This is a genomic window from Rhodococcus olei (assembly GCF_039540555.1).
GTDB lineage: Bacteria > Actinomycetota > Actinomycetes > Mycobacteriales > Mycobacteriaceae > Rhodococcus_G > Rhodococcus_G olei.
This window is the reverse complement of sequence record NZ_BAABFB010000072.1, coordinates 40,178-56,106: the sequence shown is the minus strand read 5'-3', so window position 1 is coordinate 56,106 and position 15,929 is coordinate 40,178. Positions and strand designations below refer to the sequence as shown.

The 15,929-nt window shown below is 71.5% G+C and carries 17 protein-coding genes; all 17 read right to left on the bottom strand.

What is annotated here, in order from left to right:
• Positions 1–28 precede the first annotated feature (28 nt).
• A complete protein-coding gene (nicT, locus tag ABD951_RS24160) occupies positions 29–1,120 on the bottom strand; it encodes a Nickel transporter NicT (protein WP_345351729.1) in 1,092 nt (363 codons plus the stop codon).
• A gap of 105 nt (positions 1,121–1,225) precedes the next feature.
• The gene (locus tag ABD951_RS24155; protein WP_345351455.1) at positions 1,226–1,996 is read right to left on the bottom strand and encodes a DUF6390 family protein; all 771 of its coding nucleotides are present in this window, start codon (positions 1,994–1,996) and stop codon (positions 1,226–1,228) included.
• 3 nt (positions 1,997–1,999) lie between these two features.
• The gene (gene hypD / locus ABD951_RS24150) at positions 2,000–3,133 is read right to left on the bottom strand and encodes a hydrogenase formation protein HypD (RefSeq protein ID WP_345351452.1); all 1,134 of its coding nucleotides are present in this window, start codon (positions 3,131–3,133) and stop codon (positions 2,000–2,002) included.
• 43 nt (positions 3,134–3,176) lie between these two features.
• Positions 3,177–3,449 carry a HypC/HybG/HupF family hydrogenase formation chaperone gene (locus ABD951_RS24145; RefSeq protein WP_345351449.1) on the bottom strand — a complete coding sequence of 91 codons (273 nt, stop codon included), beginning with the start codon at positions 3,447–3,449 and terminating at the stop codon, positions 3,177–3,179.
• Positions 3,450–3,467: 18 nt separating this feature from the next.
• Positions 3,468–4,553: a hydrogenase expression/formation protein HypE gene (gene hypE, locus ABD951_RS24140; protein ID WP_345351446.1), complete on the bottom strand. Its 1,086-nt coding sequence runs from the start codon at positions 4,551–4,553 to the stop codon at positions 3,468–3,470.
• Positions 4,550–5,230: a D-sedoheptulose-7-phosphate isomerase gene (locus ABD951_RS24135; protein WP_345351443.1), complete on the bottom strand. Its 681-nt coding sequence runs from the start codon at positions 5,228–5,230 to the stop codon at positions 4,550–4,552. Before ABD951_RS24135 ends, hypE begins: the two co-directional genes overlap by 4 nt.
• Positions 5,227–5,982, bottom strand: coding sequence for a HypC/HybG/HupF family hydrogenase formation chaperone (locus tag ABD951_RS24130; protein WP_345351440.1), 756 nt, complete (start codon positions 5,980–5,982; stop codon positions 5,227–5,229). The genes ABD951_RS24135 and ABD951_RS24130 overlap by 4 nt, the downstream gene beginning before the upstream one ends.
• Positions 5,979–8,318, bottom strand: a complete 2,340-nt coding sequence (gene hypF / locus ABD951_RS24125) for a carbamoyltransferase HypF (RefSeq protein ID WP_345351437.1) — start codon at positions 8,316–8,318, stop codon at positions 5,979–5,981. The genes ABD951_RS24130 and hypF overlap by 4 nt, the downstream gene beginning before the upstream one ends.
• Entirely contained in the window at positions 8,315–8,620 is a 306-nt protein-coding gene (locus ABD951_RS24120) for a HypC/HybG/HupF family hydrogenase formation chaperone (protein ID WP_345351434.1), read from the bottom strand. The genes hypF and ABD951_RS24120 overlap by 4 nt, the downstream gene beginning before the upstream one ends.
• Positions 8,621–8,623: 3 nt before the next feature.
• Positions 8,624–9,115: a hydrogenase maturation protease gene (locus ABD951_RS24115; protein ID WP_345351431.1), complete on the bottom strand. Its 492-nt coding sequence runs from the start codon at positions 9,113–9,115 to the stop codon at positions 8,624–8,626.
• Between the two features lie 10 nt (positions 9,116–9,125).
• On the bottom strand, positions 9,126–9,245 hold the full coding sequence (locus ABD951_RS28750; RefSeq protein ID WP_425569942.1) for a DUF6893 family small protein: 120 nt from the start codon (positions 9,243–9,245) through the stop codon (positions 9,126–9,128).
• Positions 9,242–10,591 carry a hypothetical protein gene (locus ABD951_RS24110; protein WP_345351428.1) on the bottom strand — a complete coding sequence of 450 codons (1,350 nt, stop codon included), beginning with the start codon at positions 10,589–10,591 and terminating at the stop codon, positions 9,242–9,244. The genes ABD951_RS28750 and ABD951_RS24110 overlap by 4 nt, the downstream gene beginning before the upstream one ends.
• A 173-nt stretch (positions 10,592–10,764) precedes the next feature.
• Entirely contained in the window at positions 10,765–11,448 is a 684-nt protein-coding gene (locus tag ABD951_RS24105; protein WP_345351425.1) for a DUF6084 family protein, read from the bottom strand.
• A complete protein-coding gene (locus ABD951_RS24100) occupies positions 11,445–12,074 on the bottom strand; it encodes a DUF5947 family protein (RefSeq protein WP_425569941.1) in 630 nt (209 codons plus the stop codon). The genes ABD951_RS24105 and ABD951_RS24100 overlap by 4 nt, the downstream gene beginning before the upstream one ends.
• Positions 12,071–12,952, bottom strand: a complete 882-nt coding sequence (locus ABD951_RS24095) for a NifU family protein (RefSeq protein WP_345351422.1) — start codon at positions 12,950–12,952, stop codon at positions 12,071–12,073. The genes ABD951_RS24100 and ABD951_RS24095 overlap by 4 nt, the downstream gene beginning before the upstream one ends.
• Positions 12,953–12,955: 3 nt before the next feature.
• Positions 12,956–14,734, bottom strand: a complete 1,779-nt coding sequence (locus ABD951_RS24090; RefSeq protein ID WP_345351419.1) for a nickel-dependent hydrogenase large subunit — start codon at positions 14,732–14,734, stop codon at positions 12,956–12,958.
• A 26-nt stretch (positions 14,735–14,760) separates the two neighbouring features.
• The gene (locus ABD951_RS24085; protein WP_345351416.1) at positions 14,761–15,816 is read right to left on the bottom strand and encodes an NADH-quinone oxidoreductase subunit B family protein; all 1,056 of its coding nucleotides are present in this window, start codon (positions 15,814–15,816) and stop codon (positions 14,761–14,763) included.
• Positions 15,817–15,929: the final 113 nt, after the last annotated feature.

The following is a 15,929-nucleotide window of genomic DNA, read 5'->3' as shown; positions in this document are numbered from 1 at the left end:
ACGCCGCGCACTCGGACGGACGGCCCCGTCAGTTCTCCTCGGGGACCGGGGTCGCGCCGGCGGTCCACTTCTCCTCGATGTGCCCGTACCGCCAGATCGCCAGCGCGGCCGCCCAGGCGACCACGAACAGCGCGACGACGAGGTAGCCGAGCAGGTTCAGGTTCGGCCCGGCGACCCGGTCCCAGATGCCGCCGGTCCAGCCGAGTTGCTCGGCGAGCAGTCCGAGCAGCTCGACGGTGCCGATCAGCAGCGCGACCGCGACGGACAAGCCGGTGACGGTGAGGTTGTAGTACACCTTGCGGACCGGATGGGAGAAGGCCCAGCCGTAGGCGAAATTCATGAACGTGCCGTCGATGGTGTCGAGCAGGCTCATGCCTGCGGCGAACAGCACCGGCAGGCACAGGATCGCGTACCACGGCAGCCCGGCGGCGGCGCTGGTCCCGGCGAGCACGAGCAGCGCGACCTCGGTGGCCGTGTCGAAGCCGAGGCCGAACAGCACCCCCACCGGGTACATCTGCCAGGGCCGGGTGATCGACCGCATCACCCGGCCGAGGATCCGGTTCATCAGCCCGCGCCCGTTCAGCTGGCGCTCGAGCTCGACGTCGTCGAATCGGCCGGTTCGCATCCGGCGGAACACCCGCACGATCCCGACCAGGATGACGATGTTGATCGCGGCGATCGCGTACAGGAACGTGCCCGAGACGGTGGTGCCGATCAACCCGGTGTAGTGGTGCAGCGCGGAGCCCTCGTCCTCGACCGGCCCGACGATCGACTTGATCCCGATCGAGAGCAGCAGCGCCAGACCGAACACGATCGTGGAATGTCCCAGTGAGAAGAAGAATCCGACCGACAGCGGCCGCTGACCGTCGTTCATCAGCGTGCGGGTGGTGTTGTCGATCGCGGCGATGTGGTCGACGTCGAAGGCGTGCCGCAGCCCGAGGGTGTAGGCGGCCAGCCCCACTCCGAGACCCAGGGTGGTCGTGCCGAGGCTGTACTGATGCGGGGCGACGACCAGCGCCAGGACACCCCAGCCGATCGCGTGCAACGCGATGATCGCCGTTGCCATCGCCGCGACGCGCGCCCACTCGGGGCCGGTGAGACCGGACCGGATCCGGGCCATCCGGGATCGGGAGGCGGTGTTGGAGTCGGGCGTCGCCGCTTCGCCGGAGGCGGGGACTGTTGTCGCCATCGATCCTTCCTCTCCGAGATGAGCTGCGGCGCAGGGTCACTTCGTGGCCGCGGTCGCCAGTTCCGCCCGGAGCCGGGCGTTGGTGCGCGCGAGCTGACGTACCGTCCCGGCCTCGAGCCGGTCCGCCTCGTCCCCGGTCAGCCTGTCGCACAGGAAGCCCCAGTGCACCGCGACCCGCTCGCCGATGCGCAGGTCCGGGACGAAGGTGCCCGCCTCGGTGCGGCGCCGCACCGGTGCCTCCTGTTCGGCGCCGAGCGCGAGGCCGGTGCCGTCGAATTCGAGGCGGCGGGTGCAGACCCGCGCCGAGTCGTCGTCGACGTCGACGACGGTGGCCCAGCGGATCCGGCAGGAGTCGAGCACCTGTAGCGGCTGGGGCTGACCGGTACCCAGCAGACGCGACCACGGGTACACGCCGAAGACGTGGAAGGCGTGCGTGGGTGCGACCTCGCCGAGCAGTGCCGGTGTCAGGTGCGCCCAGTAGTGCCCGGCCCGTTCGCCGAACGCGTCGAGCAACCGGCGTCCGAACTCGCCGACGTCGATCCCGTCGGTCAGCGCGCTTCCGGTCCAGTAGGCGCGGACCACCCGGGCGTCGAGGGGATCTGCGATGCCGGAGAGCTCGGCGAGCAGCTCCTGGTAGGGCCACGCGCCGGTGAACCGGTGCGCCGCGGCGGTGACGGCGGCCGCGTCTCCGCCGCCGGACGCCGCGTCCGCGAGCGCCGCGACGCCGGCCGGGCCGCAGAAGCCCAGCGCGTTCGGAGCGTAGGCGTAGCGGGCGAACAGCCGCTGACCCGCCGTCGGCGCGGGCATCGGTCAGACCGTCCGACCCTGGCCGACCAGGGCCGCGGTCTCCCGGTGCAGTCGACCGAAGTTGTAGTAGGCCGCGCACGCCCCCTCGGGCGAGACCATGCACGTGCCGATCGGGGTCTCCGGGGTGCACGCGGTGCCGAACACCTTGCACTCCCACGGCTTGATGACCCCCTTGAGGACCTCGCCGCACTGGCAGGCCTTGGGGTCGGCCACCCGCAGGCCGGGCATCGAGAAACGGCGCTCGGCGTCGAAGTCCGCGTAGTCGGGGTGGATGCCCAACGCGCTCTGCGAGATGAACCCCAGTCCGCGCCACTCGAAGTGCGGGCGCAGCGTGAAGGTCTGCGCCATCAGACGCAGCGCCTGCACGTTGCCGTCCGCCCGGACCACGCGACTGTACTGGTTCTCCACCTCGCACCGGCCGCTGCGGATCTGCTGCAGCAGCATGTGCACCGAGGCGAGGATGTCGAGCGGCTCGAAGCCGGCGACCACGATCGGTTTTCCGTACACCTCGGGCACGAACCGGTACGGCCGCAACCCCACCACCGTCGACACGTGCCCCGGGCCGAGGAACCCCGAGAGCCGCAGGTCCGGGGACTCGAGGATCGCCTTGATCGGCGGGACGATCGTGACGTGGTTGCAGAACACGGTGAAGTTGCCCAACCCGAGTTGCCGAGCCCGTACGAGTGTCACGGCGGTCGACGGCGCGGTGGTCTCGAAACCGACGGCGAAGAACACCACGTGCTTGTCGGGGTTGTCGACCGCGATCTTCAGGGCGTCCAGCGGCGAGTACACGAAGCGGACGTCGGCGCCGCGCGCCTTCGCCTCGATCAGGTTCCCGCGGGAGCCGGGCACGCGCATCATGTCCCCGAACGTGGTGAACACGACGTCGGGTTGCTCGGCGAGCCACATGGCATCGTCGATGCGGCCCATCGGGATCACGCACACCGGGCAACCCGGTCCGTGCACCAGTTCCACCGACGGCGGCAGCAGGTGCTCGATGCCGTGCCGGTAGATGGTGTGGGTGTGCCCGCCGCACACCTCCATGAACTTGAACTCGTCGCCCGCGGCGAGTTCGGTGATCGAGGCGACCAGGGCGCGCGCGGCGGCCGGATCGCGGAACTCATCGACGAATCTCATGACGGCTCCCTGCCTTTCGTCCGGCCGTGCACTTCACTCGGCTTCACGCGATCTCGGACGCGTTGAAGGCCTCGATCTCGTTGACGTAGTCGGCGCCCATCTTTCGCACCTGGTCGAGCGTCGTCTGCGCCTCGGCCTCGTCGATCCGGGCCATGGCGAATCCGACGTGCACCAGCACCCAGTCGCCGACCTGCAGTCCGGTGTCGGCGAGCAGCCGGACGCTGATCGCCCGCTGCACACCGCCCACGTCGACCTTCGCCAGATGCTCCGCGGGATCGATCATGTCGACCACTCGACCGGGGATGCCCAGACACATCGCGTCTCTCCTCTCTCGTCAGCAGATCCGGGGCAGCGGATCGCCGACCAGCATGTCGACGATCCGGCTGCTGCCGAACGCGGTGCGCAGCGCGACGATGCCCTCCGGCTCGGCCAGGATCTCGCCGATGTCCGCCGCGTCCGCGCCGCCGGGACTCGCCCGCAGCGCGGCGAGCGCGGCGTCCGCCTCGTCGGGGGCCACGACGGCGACGAACTTGCCTTCGTTCGCGACGTACAGCGGGTCGATGCCGAGCAGGTCGCACGCGCCGACCACCGCCGGCCGGATCGGCAGCGACGCCTCGTCGAGCACCACCGCCAGCCCGCTGGCCTGGGCCAGCTCGTTGCACACCGTGCCGACGCCACCGCGGGTGGGGTCGCGCATCCACCTGGTCGCCGGGGCGGCCGCGAGCAGCGCGTCGACCAGCGCGTGCACGGGCGCCGTGTCCGAGGCGATGTCCGCCTCGAGCGCGAGGTCGCCCCGGGCCAGCAGGACCGCCATGCCGTGATCACCGATGGTCCCGGAGACGAGCACCCGGTCGCCGGGCCGGACCAGGTCGGCGCCGAGGCGACGGCCCGCGGGCACCACCCCGACCCCGGCGGTGCTGATGTACAGGCCGTCGGCGGCTCCGCGGCCCACCACCTTGGTGTCGCCGGTGACGATCTCGACGCCGGACCCGGTCGCGGCGGCGGCCATGTCGGCGACGATCCCGCGGAGGCGGTCGATCTCGAAGCCCTCCTCGATGACGAACGCGGCGGACAGCCACCGCGGTCGCGCGCCCGACACCGCCAGGTCGTTCACCGTGCCGTGCACGGCCAGATGTCCGATCGAGCCCCCCGGAAACGACAGCGGCTGCACGACGAACGAATCGGTGGAGAAGGACAGCCGGTCCCCGGAGTCGAGGCGCACGGTGGCCGCGTCGCCGAGCTGCTCGAGTTCGGTGTTGCGGAAGGCGTCCACGAACACGGCGTCGACCAGAGCCGCGGACGCCTTCCCCCCGGCGCCGTGCGAGAGCGAGATCACCGTGTCGCGCAGGCGCGGCCGGCGACGGCGGAAGGCCGCGATCCGTTCGAGAACCTCGTCCTCGTGCTCGGTTCCGGTACTCACGGTCGACCTCCCGTGCTCGACTCGGCCTGTGCCAGGTGTTCCTGCGTGAGCGACCACAACCGGTAGCCGAGCAGGGCGTGGCTCTCCTGGATCCGGTGGATGCTCTGTGATCGGACGGTGAAGCAGAAGTCGAGGTCGTCGGTGGCGGCCATGCGGCCGCCGTCGTGTCCGGCGAATCCGATGGTCAGGAGGCCGCGGCGGCGGGCCTCGGTCAGCGCGGTCATCAGGTCGTCCGAGTTGCCGGAGGTGGACAGCGCGATCGCCGTGTCGTGTTCGTGGGCGTGCGCGATGATCTGCCGCGAGAAGATCAGGTCGAACCCGACGTCGTTGCCGAGGGCCGTCACCACCGCCTGGTCCGCGGCCAACGACCACGCGGGCACCGGACGCCCGCGGGCGGGCCTGCTGAACAGGGACGCCAGGGTCGCGGCGTCGGTGGAGCTGCCGCCGTTGCCGAAGGTGTACAGCCTGCCGCCGCGGGTGAACCGGTCGGCCATCAGGCGTCCGGCCGCGGCCAGACCGGCCGCCCATTCGTCCAGCGAGGCGCCCTGCAGGCGGGCGCTGTCGGCCGCCTTGCCGCGGGCCGAGGCGGCGAGGTCGCGCAGCAGCGCGGCGGCGTCGTGTTCCTGCGCGTCGATGAACGGATACAGGAAGTCGGTGTTCTCCGGTTCGCTGCTCACGGCCGCTCCTCCGTCCCGTCGCCGTCCGGGTCCAGCCGGGTGATCGCCACCCCGCCGTGCACCAGCACCAGATCACCGGCGGCGACCTCGCCGACCAGCGACAGGTCGACCGGTTCCCGGCCGGTCGCGGTGCGCACCGGTGCCGACCCGGTGCCGTCGGCCGGCCACTCCACCTCGCCGAGCCGGCCCTCGTCGCTGCAGGTCACGCACGTCTCGTCGGTGCAGGCCGGCGCGGTGAGCAGGCCGGGGTGTTCGAAGCACACGTGGGTGAGCTCCCACAGCAGGTGGTAGAGCAGCACGAACCGGCCGGTGGCGGGGACCATCGGGTCGTCCGAATCCACCCACAGCACGTGGGTGGCGGCGCCGGGCGCCGGCCTGGGGCCGGAGCCGATCCAGATCGTGTCCGCGCCCCACGCGGGCGCCCGCCGGACGATCTGGCGGACCGCGGGCTGGTCCGCGGAGGCCACCGCGAGGATCACGTCGCCGGGGCGGGTGGCGACCCGGCACTGGGCCACGGGGTCCGGTTCCACGAGCGACACCGAGGGGAGGGCCCGTTTGCCCATGATGACCGGGTGCACGAACTCGACCGCCACGTGGTGGGCGTGCGGTTCCCACTGTGGGGAGACGACCCACAGCGTCGCTCCCGCGTGGAAGCGGCGGGCCAGTGCCAGTGCGGTGTCGGCGAGGTCGGCGGCCAACTCCGGTCCGATGGGATCGGTGTCGGGCCCTGCGGATTCGTGTGTCCTCGTCATCGCGGTCCCCTTTCGCCGGCGTCCGGAATCCCGCCGCGGGCGTGGGCCACGCCGAGCGCGGCCTGGCCCAGCGAGAGGCCACCGTCGTTCGGCGGCACTCGCCGGTGTGTCAGCACCTCGAACCCACTGTCCTGCAACCGGGTTCGAACATCCGCGAGCATCAGCCGATTCTGGAAGACGCCCCCGGTCAGGCCGATGGTGTGCACACCCGCCGCGTCGGCGGCCCGGGCCGCCAGCCGCGCCGTACCCGCGGCGAGCGCGTGATGGAAGCTCGCCGCGAGGTCCGCGGCCGGAATGCCGTGGCGCACACCGTCGGCGAGGCCCGCGAAGGTGCCCGCCCAGTCCAGGAGGTCGCCGTCCAGTGACCACGGGAGCTCCGTTGCGGTGGAGGCGCTGCGGGCCAGTGCCTCGAGCTCGATCGCGGCCTGCGCCTCGTAGCTGATCCGGTGCCGCACCCCCAGCACCGAGGCCGCCGCGTCGAACAGCCGGCCGGCGCTGGTGGTGCGCACGCAGCCGACGCCGGTGCTCAGCTGCGACTCGACCAGAGCTCGCTCGTCGGCACCGAGGGCACGCGCGGGCGGCAGGTCGTCCCCGTCCCCGATGCCGGCCTCCCGCAGCACCGCGAGCGCGACCCGGGCCGGGGTGCGCACCGCGACGTCGCCGCCGGGCAGCGGGAAGGACCGCAGGTGTCCGACCCGGTCGGCGCGCATCGGATCCGGCCCCACCAGCAACAGCTCCCCGCCCCAGACGGTGCGATCGCAGCCGTAGCCGGTGCCGTCGTAGGCGATCCCGAGCACGGCGGTGCCGAGCCGGCCGTGCTCGGCGAGCAGCGACGCGACGTGCGCGTGGTGGTGCGCGGCCATGACCAGATCCAGATCGCGCTCCGCGCAATACCGTTCGGCCCACTGTCGGGTCGCGTAGCCGGGGTGTGCGTCCGCGACCACCACCTCCGGGGCGACTCGGTGCAGGGCGGTCAGCCGCGCCACCGACGCCTCGAACGCGCGCCGGCTGTCCACGGTTCCCATGTCCCCGAGGTGCGCCGAACAGAAGGCGAAGTCCTGGCGCGTGAGGCAGAAGGTGTTCTTCACCTCGCCGCCGACCGCCAGCACCACCGGACCCGGCTGCTGCAACAGCACCGGCATCGGTGCGTATCCGCGGGAGCGGCGCAGCGGCACTTCCGCACCGCCGCTGACCGCGACCACCGAGTCCTCGCAGGGCACCGCGATGTCCCGGTCGTGCATCAGGAACAGGTCGGCGATGGCGGCGAGGCGCCCACGCGCTTCGGCATTGTCGGTGCACAGCGGCTCGCCGGACAGGTTGCCGGACGTCGCGACCAGCAGTCGGGGCACCCGGCCGTCGTGCCCGGGGACCGGCGCGAACAACAGGTGGTGCAGCGGCGTGTACGGCAGCATCACCCCGAGCTCGTCGAGTCCGGGGGCTACGGCGGCGGCGACCGCGGCCCCACGGCGTGCGCGGAGCAGCACGATGGGCCGCGCCGGCGCCGTGAGTGCGTCCCGTTCGGCCGCGGACAGGTCACAGAGCCCGGCGACGGCGGCGACGTCCGGGGCCATCAGCGCGAACGGCTTCGCCGGCCGGTGTTTGCGCCCGCGGAGCCGGGCCACCGCGTCCGGGTCGGTGGCGTCGCACACCAGGTGAAAGCCGCCGAGTCCCTTGACCGCGACGATCGCACCGGCGGCGATGGCGGACTGCACTGCGATCAGCACGTTCGTGTCGCCGTCGACGCGGACACCGTCGTGTTCGGCGAAGATCCGGGGTCCGCAGTCCGGGCAGCAGATCGGCTGCGCGTGGTATCGGCGGTCCGTGGGGTCGGCATACTCGCGGGCGCAGGTCGGGCACATCGGGAACCGTGCCATCGTGGTCGCCGGCCGGTCGTAGGGCAGGTCGGTGATCACGGTGTAGCGGGGGCCGCAGTGGGTGCAGTTGACGAACGGGTGCCGGTGCCGCCGATCGGTGGGGTCGTGCAGCTCGCGCAGGCAGTCGGCGCAGGTCGCCACGTCCGGGGGGACGAGGGTGCGGGCTCCCGCGGCGCGGTGACTCTCGACGATGCGGAAGTCGCACTCGCCGCGCGGGGCCCGCGTCGCGCCACGCACGTCGGTCAGGACCGCGAGCGGCGGGGCGTCCACGTGCAGTCGGCGGGCGAACTCGTCGAGATCCGCGGCCGGACCCTCGATCTCGAGGAACACGCCGGCGTCGTCGTTGCCGCAGTATCCGCCCAGCCTCAGTTCGCGGGCCAGCCCGGCGACGAACGGGCGGAAACCGACGCCCTGCACCACCCCGCGCACGATCAGGCGCCGCCGCTCGATGACGGGCCTCACGGTCGCGCTCCCGGCTCGGCACCGGGGCGGCGCCCCGAATCGGCACCGGGGCGGTGCCCCGAGTCGTCGGGGTGCCTGCCGAGCAGTTCGAGGCCGGCCATCGCCCGCTCCGCGCCCGCCTCGTCGACCCGTTCCATCGCGAAACCCATGTGGATGACGATCCAGTCGCCGGGCCCGAGATCCGGGTCGTCGAGCATGCCGACGTTGACCTTGCGCCGCTCGCCGGCCACGTCGACGAGTGCGAGCTGTCCGCCGTAGCCGTCGAGTCGCCGGATCACCCGGCCCGGGATGCCCAGGCACATCGGTCAGCCCTCCTCCCCGTGTGCAGCGGCCGCGACCGCACCGCCGCGCTCGAGCCGCCGCAGGGTCCGCCGGACCGCGTCGACCGCCGGTCCCACCGCGGCGGCCACCGGCCGCGAGAGCCCGATGCCGTCGCCGACGTGCGCGACCTGGCAGCCGACGACGACCGTGGGCGGCGGATGGCCGCCGAGGGCCGCGAGGCTCGCGAACACCGCCGCAGGGTCCATGGCGTGCCCGTCGAGGCGGGCGCCACCGGCAGCGGCGGTGTCCGCTTCGAAGACCCGCACCGCACCCGGCTCACCGGAGTGCGGCAGGGCGTCGACGAGCACCAGCGCGTCCCAGTCGTCGAGCAGGTCGTAGGCCAGGTGCATGCCGCGGATGCCGTAGTCGACGACGCGGACCCCGGGCCACTCGGGCGGCAGCCGACGCACCACCTCGGGGCCGAAACCGTCGTCGCCGAGGAAGATGTTGCCGATTCCCGCCACCAGGATCCGCACCCGCCGCCCCTCACATGCTCCGCATCCGCAGGTACCGCTTGATGTCCGGCAGGGACTGCACCGTGACGGCGACTGCCGCGAGCACGGCCGCCACCACCGCCGCGGTGGTCAGCATTCCGATCGTTCTCATGTCTCCTCATTCCTCCCGAGGGGTTCCAGTTCGTCGGGCGCGAAGTACAGGTAGCGCCCGTACCAGGCGTGCAGGTCCGCGGCCGGGTCGTCGAGGAGGACGACGCCGACGTGGGTGTCGCCGTCGACGTCGGCGTGCACGGTGGACACCCGGGCGAGGCGGCCGTCGAAGAACAGGTCCTGCGCGTCGGCCCGGCGCGACGGGTGCAGGCGCACCAGGCTGCCCTTCGCGACCCGCACACCGGCGACCAGTACGCCGTCCGTGTCGGGGTGCACGCCGGTGTCCGCCTCCGGTGTCCACCAGTCGACACCGTCCGGGACCGCGGGGACCAGTGCGCCGCCGGCCTGCGGGTCGATCAGGACGCCGTGCAGGGCCTGCAGCTCCGCCGGAGTCATGGCCTCGCAGCGGTCCACGATGTCGCCCGCCCGTGGGTCGGTGGCGCGGGCCTCGGCCTTCTCCGCGTCGGTGAGGGTCAGCACCCGCAGCGTGAGGATCTCGTCGATCTCAGTGGCGTCGAACAGGTCTCCCGCACTTTGCGCGGCCACTCGCGGGTGGTCGTACAGGATGATCGGGGACACCAGCAGCGTTGCGGCCTCGCCCGCAGTGGCGGGATCGGGGTCGCCCGCCAGGACGGGGAAGCACCGGGAGTGCGCGCAGGTGCCGACGACATCGGCGGCGTCCTCGGGTGGTTCGAGCAGGGAGACGAATCGTCCGCCGCGGGCGGTGACGATCAGGTGGGCGCCGAGCAGCGACGTGCGCAGGGCGGTGGCGCTGTCGGCCGGGGCGGGAGCGGTGTTCTCGACCGTGACGCTCAGCGGTACCGGGGCGCCGAGCCGGCCCGGTCCGTTGGCGCCGATGCGGAGCTCGGCCCGCAGCGGCCACCGGGTGCGCAGCACCCGCCCGACGACGGCTCCGTCCGGCGCGGTGAGCTCGTCGACGTCCTCACCACCCGGAACGGTGATCGGGACGGTGCACGGACGGCAGGCGTTCCCGGCCGGGAAGGGACCGAGCAGGATCTCGTGTTCGACCGCCTCGTCCCAGCCGACCCACGATCGGCCCGCGACGGTCAGTTCGTCCACGGTGCGGTAGCCGTCGGCGTCGCGGCGCTGCACGGTCCGGGTCTGCAGTTGCAGGAACCGCACCGCCACCTCGACTGCGGCGTCGGCGCCGAGAGGCCGCAGCACGCACTGCGCGGTCAGCCCCGGTTCTTCGCCCAGGCCGGCCGCGGCGGCGCCGGGCGGGCCGAGCACACCGAACTGCCACCGGGAGTGGTTCTTCCGGGAGCTCGCCCGGTACGGGTAGAGCAGATAGCCCTCGTAGAGGACGGCGTTGGCGACCGCGCGCACCCCGGCCGGAGTGGAGCCTGCGGCTCGACCATCAGACGCCGGAGTGGAGCCCGCGGAACGACCATCAGACGCCGGAGTGGAGCCCGCGGAACGACCATCAGACGCCGGAGTGGAGCCCGCGGAACGACCATCAGACGCCGGAGTGGAGCCCGCGGAACACCCTGCGTCGGCACTCATGACACGGCCTCCCCCGGCCGTGGCGCGGCGTCCGCAGGCACGGTCGCGTCCCGGTCCTCCCGCGCGAGCAGCGCGGCGACCGCCGCGTCGAGGTCGGTGTGTCCGTGCGCCACCTTGTATCGGGTGAGCGCGGTCAGGGTGTCGTGGCCGAGCCGGGCGAACCCGGTGCCGGGATAGTGGGTGCGGATCAGCTCTCGCCACACCTCGAGCGGCAGCTCGCAGCGGGCCTCGCGGTCCCAGGGCACCGGCTCGACGACCAGTCCCGAGGGGCCGCGGGTGAACACGGTTCCGCTGAACAGCAGCAGCAACGGCACCGCGCCGTCGCCGAGGGCGTGCAGGTATCGGGCGGCGGCGACCTCGAAGTCGTAGGTGCACGGCAAGGGCAGCGCGGCGTCGCACTCGCCGGTGAAGCCGGGCACCATCGTGGCGGCCTGCAGCCACCCGAACGACGTGAGGGTGCTATCCCAGCGGTCCCGGGTACCGAACAGGTCGCCGAGGGCCTGCTCGGCGTCCGCGTCGTAGCGGCGGCGTCCCGGTTCGAGCCGCACCTGGCACCGCAGCGCGACGCTGTGCACCCGGGCGCCGCTGGTTTCGCGGATCCGGAGGTGCGCCACCAGGTTCGGTGTCACCGCGTACGGTTCCGGGGCGATGTCGGTGACCGCGAACTCCAGGCTGGTCACGACCGGCCCCCCGAGGCGGCGGGCCGGCTGCGCCGCGCGAGCCCGGTGAAGAACGCGTCGAGTTCGGTGCGTGCGTCGGAGCCGCCGTCGAACCCCCGCCAGACGCGGCGGAGTCGGCCCACCAGCTCGTAGCAGGCGTCGATGGGCACCAGGTGACAGTCGGCCGGTCCGCGGCGGGGCGCCCGCAGCAGCAGCGCCTCCACGTCGGGTCGTGGCGACACGAGGGAGGGGTTGTCGGCGCGGACCCTCTCCCAGGTGTCGAGCGGCAGTTGCGATTCGGTCGCGCCGGCCGGGCCGGGATAGAGCGCGACCGTGCGGTCGAGGGACGAGTTGTGGAAGAAGAACGCCAGGCCCACCGGGATTTCCAGGGCCGCCCACGCGCCGGGCGGCAACACGAAGTCCGGGAACGACAGGTACCGCTCCGGCACCGCCCGGTAGCGCAGGTCCGCCTCGGGGTCGGTGAACAGCAGGTAGCAGGGCCGGCAGACGCACATCAACTGCCGTGCCCGGACGTCGACGACGTGGGCGTGCCCGTCGTCGACGGGTACCGCGCACATCTCGCACCGCTCCCCTGCGGGCTGCGGTGCGGAGAGTCGCTGCAAGGTGTCGAACGGGGACGGCATCATGGCACTCCGGCGGGCACCGCGACGGACAGCACCCCGTCCCGCACCAGGACCGGCACCGGGTCGAGATGGTCGCCGGCGCGACCGTCGAGGCGGGCGCCGGCCGCCCGCGCGTCGAAATGGGCCGAACAGTTCGGGCACCGGAGGACGGCCGTGCCGGTCCCCGCGGCGCGGTGCAACGCGGTTCCCGCGAACGTGTGGGTACAGGCCGGGCACCGATCCCGGTAGACGAGGATCTCGCCGGCGAGTCGACATGCCAGCACCGACAGGCCGGCGACGACGAAGCCGCCGACGTCGCCCTCGCCGACGGTGTCGAGTTCCGGTGCCGCGCACCAGGTTCCCCGGGCCTCGGAGCGGATCCGGGTGAACAGGGAGGCCGCGGGGATCACCGCGGTGTCGGGCGCGGTGTCGGCTTCGGCGGTGGTCTCGACCTCGAGGTCGGTGATCTCCGGTGCCGCCGCCCGTACCGCGTCCTGTACTGCCAACTCGAGGGTGACCGCGGACGACGGGCAGCCGTGGCAGCTGCCGAGCAGCCGCAGCCGGACCACGTCGTCGTGGATCGAGACGAGTTCGACGTCCCCGCCGTGCGACTGCAGGTAGGGCCGCACTCCGTCGAGGGCGGTGCGGATCCGCGTCGCCGGGCCGTGCGGGTGCAGTCCGTGCACCAGCAGCAGGCTGGCGACCAGGTCGTCGCGGGCGAGTTCGTCCAGCAGCTCCGGGTATCGGCTCACCGCGTCGCGGATCCGGGCCAGCCCGGCGCCGTAGAGCCCCACCACCTCCCGGACCAGGTCCTCGGTCCGGGCCCGGGCCGCCGGTCCGGCGGCCGCGCTCGCGTCCAGCAGCGCCTCGATACGTTCACCCGACTCCCGCCACCGATCCATCCGTCACTCCCCGGTGAGCGACTGCGTCGGCGAGTGCAGTTTCTCGAGGGTCTTGCCGTCCCCGAGGTACATGTGGACGCCGCAGGGCAGGCACGGGTCGAAACTGCGGACCGTGCGCATGACGTCGATGCCCTTGAAGTGCTCGCGGTCGTTCTCCTCGAAGATCGGCTGGCCCTGCACCGCGTCCTCGTACGGCCCGGGTGTGCCGTAGCTGTCGCGTGGGCTGGCGTTCCACGGCGTCGGCGGGTACGGGTGGTAGTTGGCGATCTTCCCGTCGCGGATCACCATGTGGTGCGAGAGGACTCCGCGGACGGCCTCGGTGAAGCCGCACCCGATGCTCTCGTCGGGGACCTCGAAGGACTCCCAGGTCTTGGTGCGTCCGGCGCGGATCTCGACGAGCGCCTGCTCCGCGAAGTGCAGCGCGCACGCGGCGGCGTACGCCTGGAAGTACGTGCGTGCCCGGTTGCGCTCGAGGGTGTTGCTACCGTGCTCCGGGATCTTCCATTCCAGGGTGACCGGCCCCTTGAGCGCCGTCTTGGGCAGATTGATCTGAACGCTGGAGCCGGTGGACTTCACGTAGCCGATGTCGACGAGCCCGGCCAGTGCCGTCGACCACAGCCGGGCGAGCGGCCCGCCGCCGGTGTCGAGGGCCAGGTGGTCGGTGCCGTCGAACCAGCGCGGCGACATCACCCAGCTGTACTTGTCCTCGAGGTCACGCTTCTGCGGCCGCGGGTTGGTGTGCTGGTTCCACGGGTGGCGCCGGTCGACCGGGTTGCCGAGCGGATCGGTCTTGACGAACGTCTCCTGGTCGGACCAGTCCTCGTAGTACGACGAGCCGAGCAGGATGCGCAGACCCAGGTTGATGTCCACCAGCGAGGTGGTCACCAGTGCGCCGTCGACGACCACGCCGGGGGTGACGAACATCCGCCGGCCCCAGTTCTCCATGTCCCGATACGCGAAGTTGCACGCCTCCGGATCCTGGAACGAGCCCCAGCAGCCGAGCAGGGTGCGCCGCAGCCCCACCTTCTCGTAACCCGGCAGCGCCTCGTAGAAGAAGTCGAAGAGGTCGTCGTGCATCGGCACGACCTTCTTCATGAACTCGACGTAGCGCATGAGCCGGGTCATGTAGTCGGTCATCAACTGAATCGTCGCGACGGTGCCGATGCCGCCCGGGTACAGCGTGGAGGGGTGCACGTGGCGCCCTTCCATGAGGCAGAACATCTCGCGGGTCGACCGGCTCACCTGCAGTGCCTCCCGGTAGAACTCCCCGGTGAACGGGTTGAGGGAGCGCATGATGTCCGCGACCGTGCGGTAGCCGTGCTGGTCCTCGCGAGGAGCCCGGGTGTTCTCGGCCTTCGCCAGCACGCCCGGGTTCGTCTCCGAGACCATCTTCTCGCAGTAGTCGACGCCGACCAGGTTCTCCTGAAAGATGTTGTGGTCGAACATGTATTCCGCGGCCTCGCCGAGATTGACGAGCCATTCTCCGAGATGCGGAGGCTTGACGCCGTAGGCCATGTTCTGCGTGTAGCAGGAGCACGTCGCGTGGTTGTCGCCGCAGATGCCGCAAATCCGGCTGGTGATGAAGTGGGCGTCGCGAGGATCCTTGCCCCGCATGAACAACGAGTACCCGCGGAAGATCGACGAGGTGCTGTGACATTCGGCGACCTGTTGATTCGCGAAGTCGATCTTCGTGTAGATACCGAGACTGCCCACGATTCTGGTGATCGGATCCCACGCCATCTCCACCAGGTCGGTGGCGGTCTCGGGATCGGTGGCTGTCATCGTCGCTGGCCTTCCTCGATGCGGCGCTACCAGGTTCGGGTTGCGCCGGTGGTGAGCTGCGTGCCGGGCGCACGCCAGGACGGTTCCTTGTCCAGGGTCTCCGTCGTCAGGCTGCGCAGTTGCCGGACCGCGGAGCCGTACACGCCGACGGCCCTGGTCGAGAGCTTGCCGCCGGGCGGTTCGTCCATGAACGGCATGAACTTGTCGGGGAATCCGGGCATCGTGCACCCGATGCAGATGCCGCCGACGTTGGGGCAGCCGCCGATGCCGTTCATCCATCCGCGCTTCGGCACGTTGCACTTGACGACCGGACCCCAGCATCCGATCTTGACGATGCACTTCGGTGAGCCGTATTCGGTGGTGAAGTCGCCTTGCTCGTAGTACCCGGCGCGGTCGCACCCCTCGTGCACCGTCTTGCCGAACAACCATTGCGGGCGCAGTGCCTCGTCGAGCGGGATCATCGGCGCCTGATCCGTCGCCTGGTACAGCAGGTAGGTCAGGGTCTCGGCCAGGTTGTCGGGCTGGATGGGGCAGCCGGGCACGCACACGATCGGGATTCCTCCCTTCGACTTCCATTCCCAGCCAAGGTAATCCGGCACGCCCATCGCACCCGTCGGGTTGCCCGCCATGGCGTGGATGCCTCCGTAGGTGGCGCAGGTGCCGGCCGCGACGATCGCCGTCGCCTTCGGGGCGAGCCGGTCCAGCCACTCGCTGGTCGTGATCGGTTGCCCGGTCTCCTCGTCGTTGCCGAAGCCGCACCAGTACCCTTCGTCGTGCAGCTTCTCGTTGGGTATCGATCCCTCGACCACCAGCACGAACGGTTCCAGTTCGCCGCGATCCGCCTTCCTGAACCACTCCAGGAAGTCGTCCGCGCCTCCCTCCGGTCCGCACTCGAAGTCGATCAGCGGCCAGTGCACGGCGATCTTCGGCAGTCCCGGCAGCGCGCCGAGCGCAATCTCCTCCACGCTCGGTTGTGTTGCTGCCGTGAGGGCCACGGAATCGCCGTCGCAACTGAGTCCCGCGTTGATCCAGAGCACGTGGATCAAGGGCTCTGCGGCCGCCTGAGATTCTGGTGTGGGCATGCCAATCACCCTTTCGGAGCAGGCTGGGCTCCTACGTCCATCTCGCAGGGGTCGACCCTCGACCCACCGCGCAACGCTCCTTCCATTAAGGCCTCGTCGGCCGCGGATGTCAA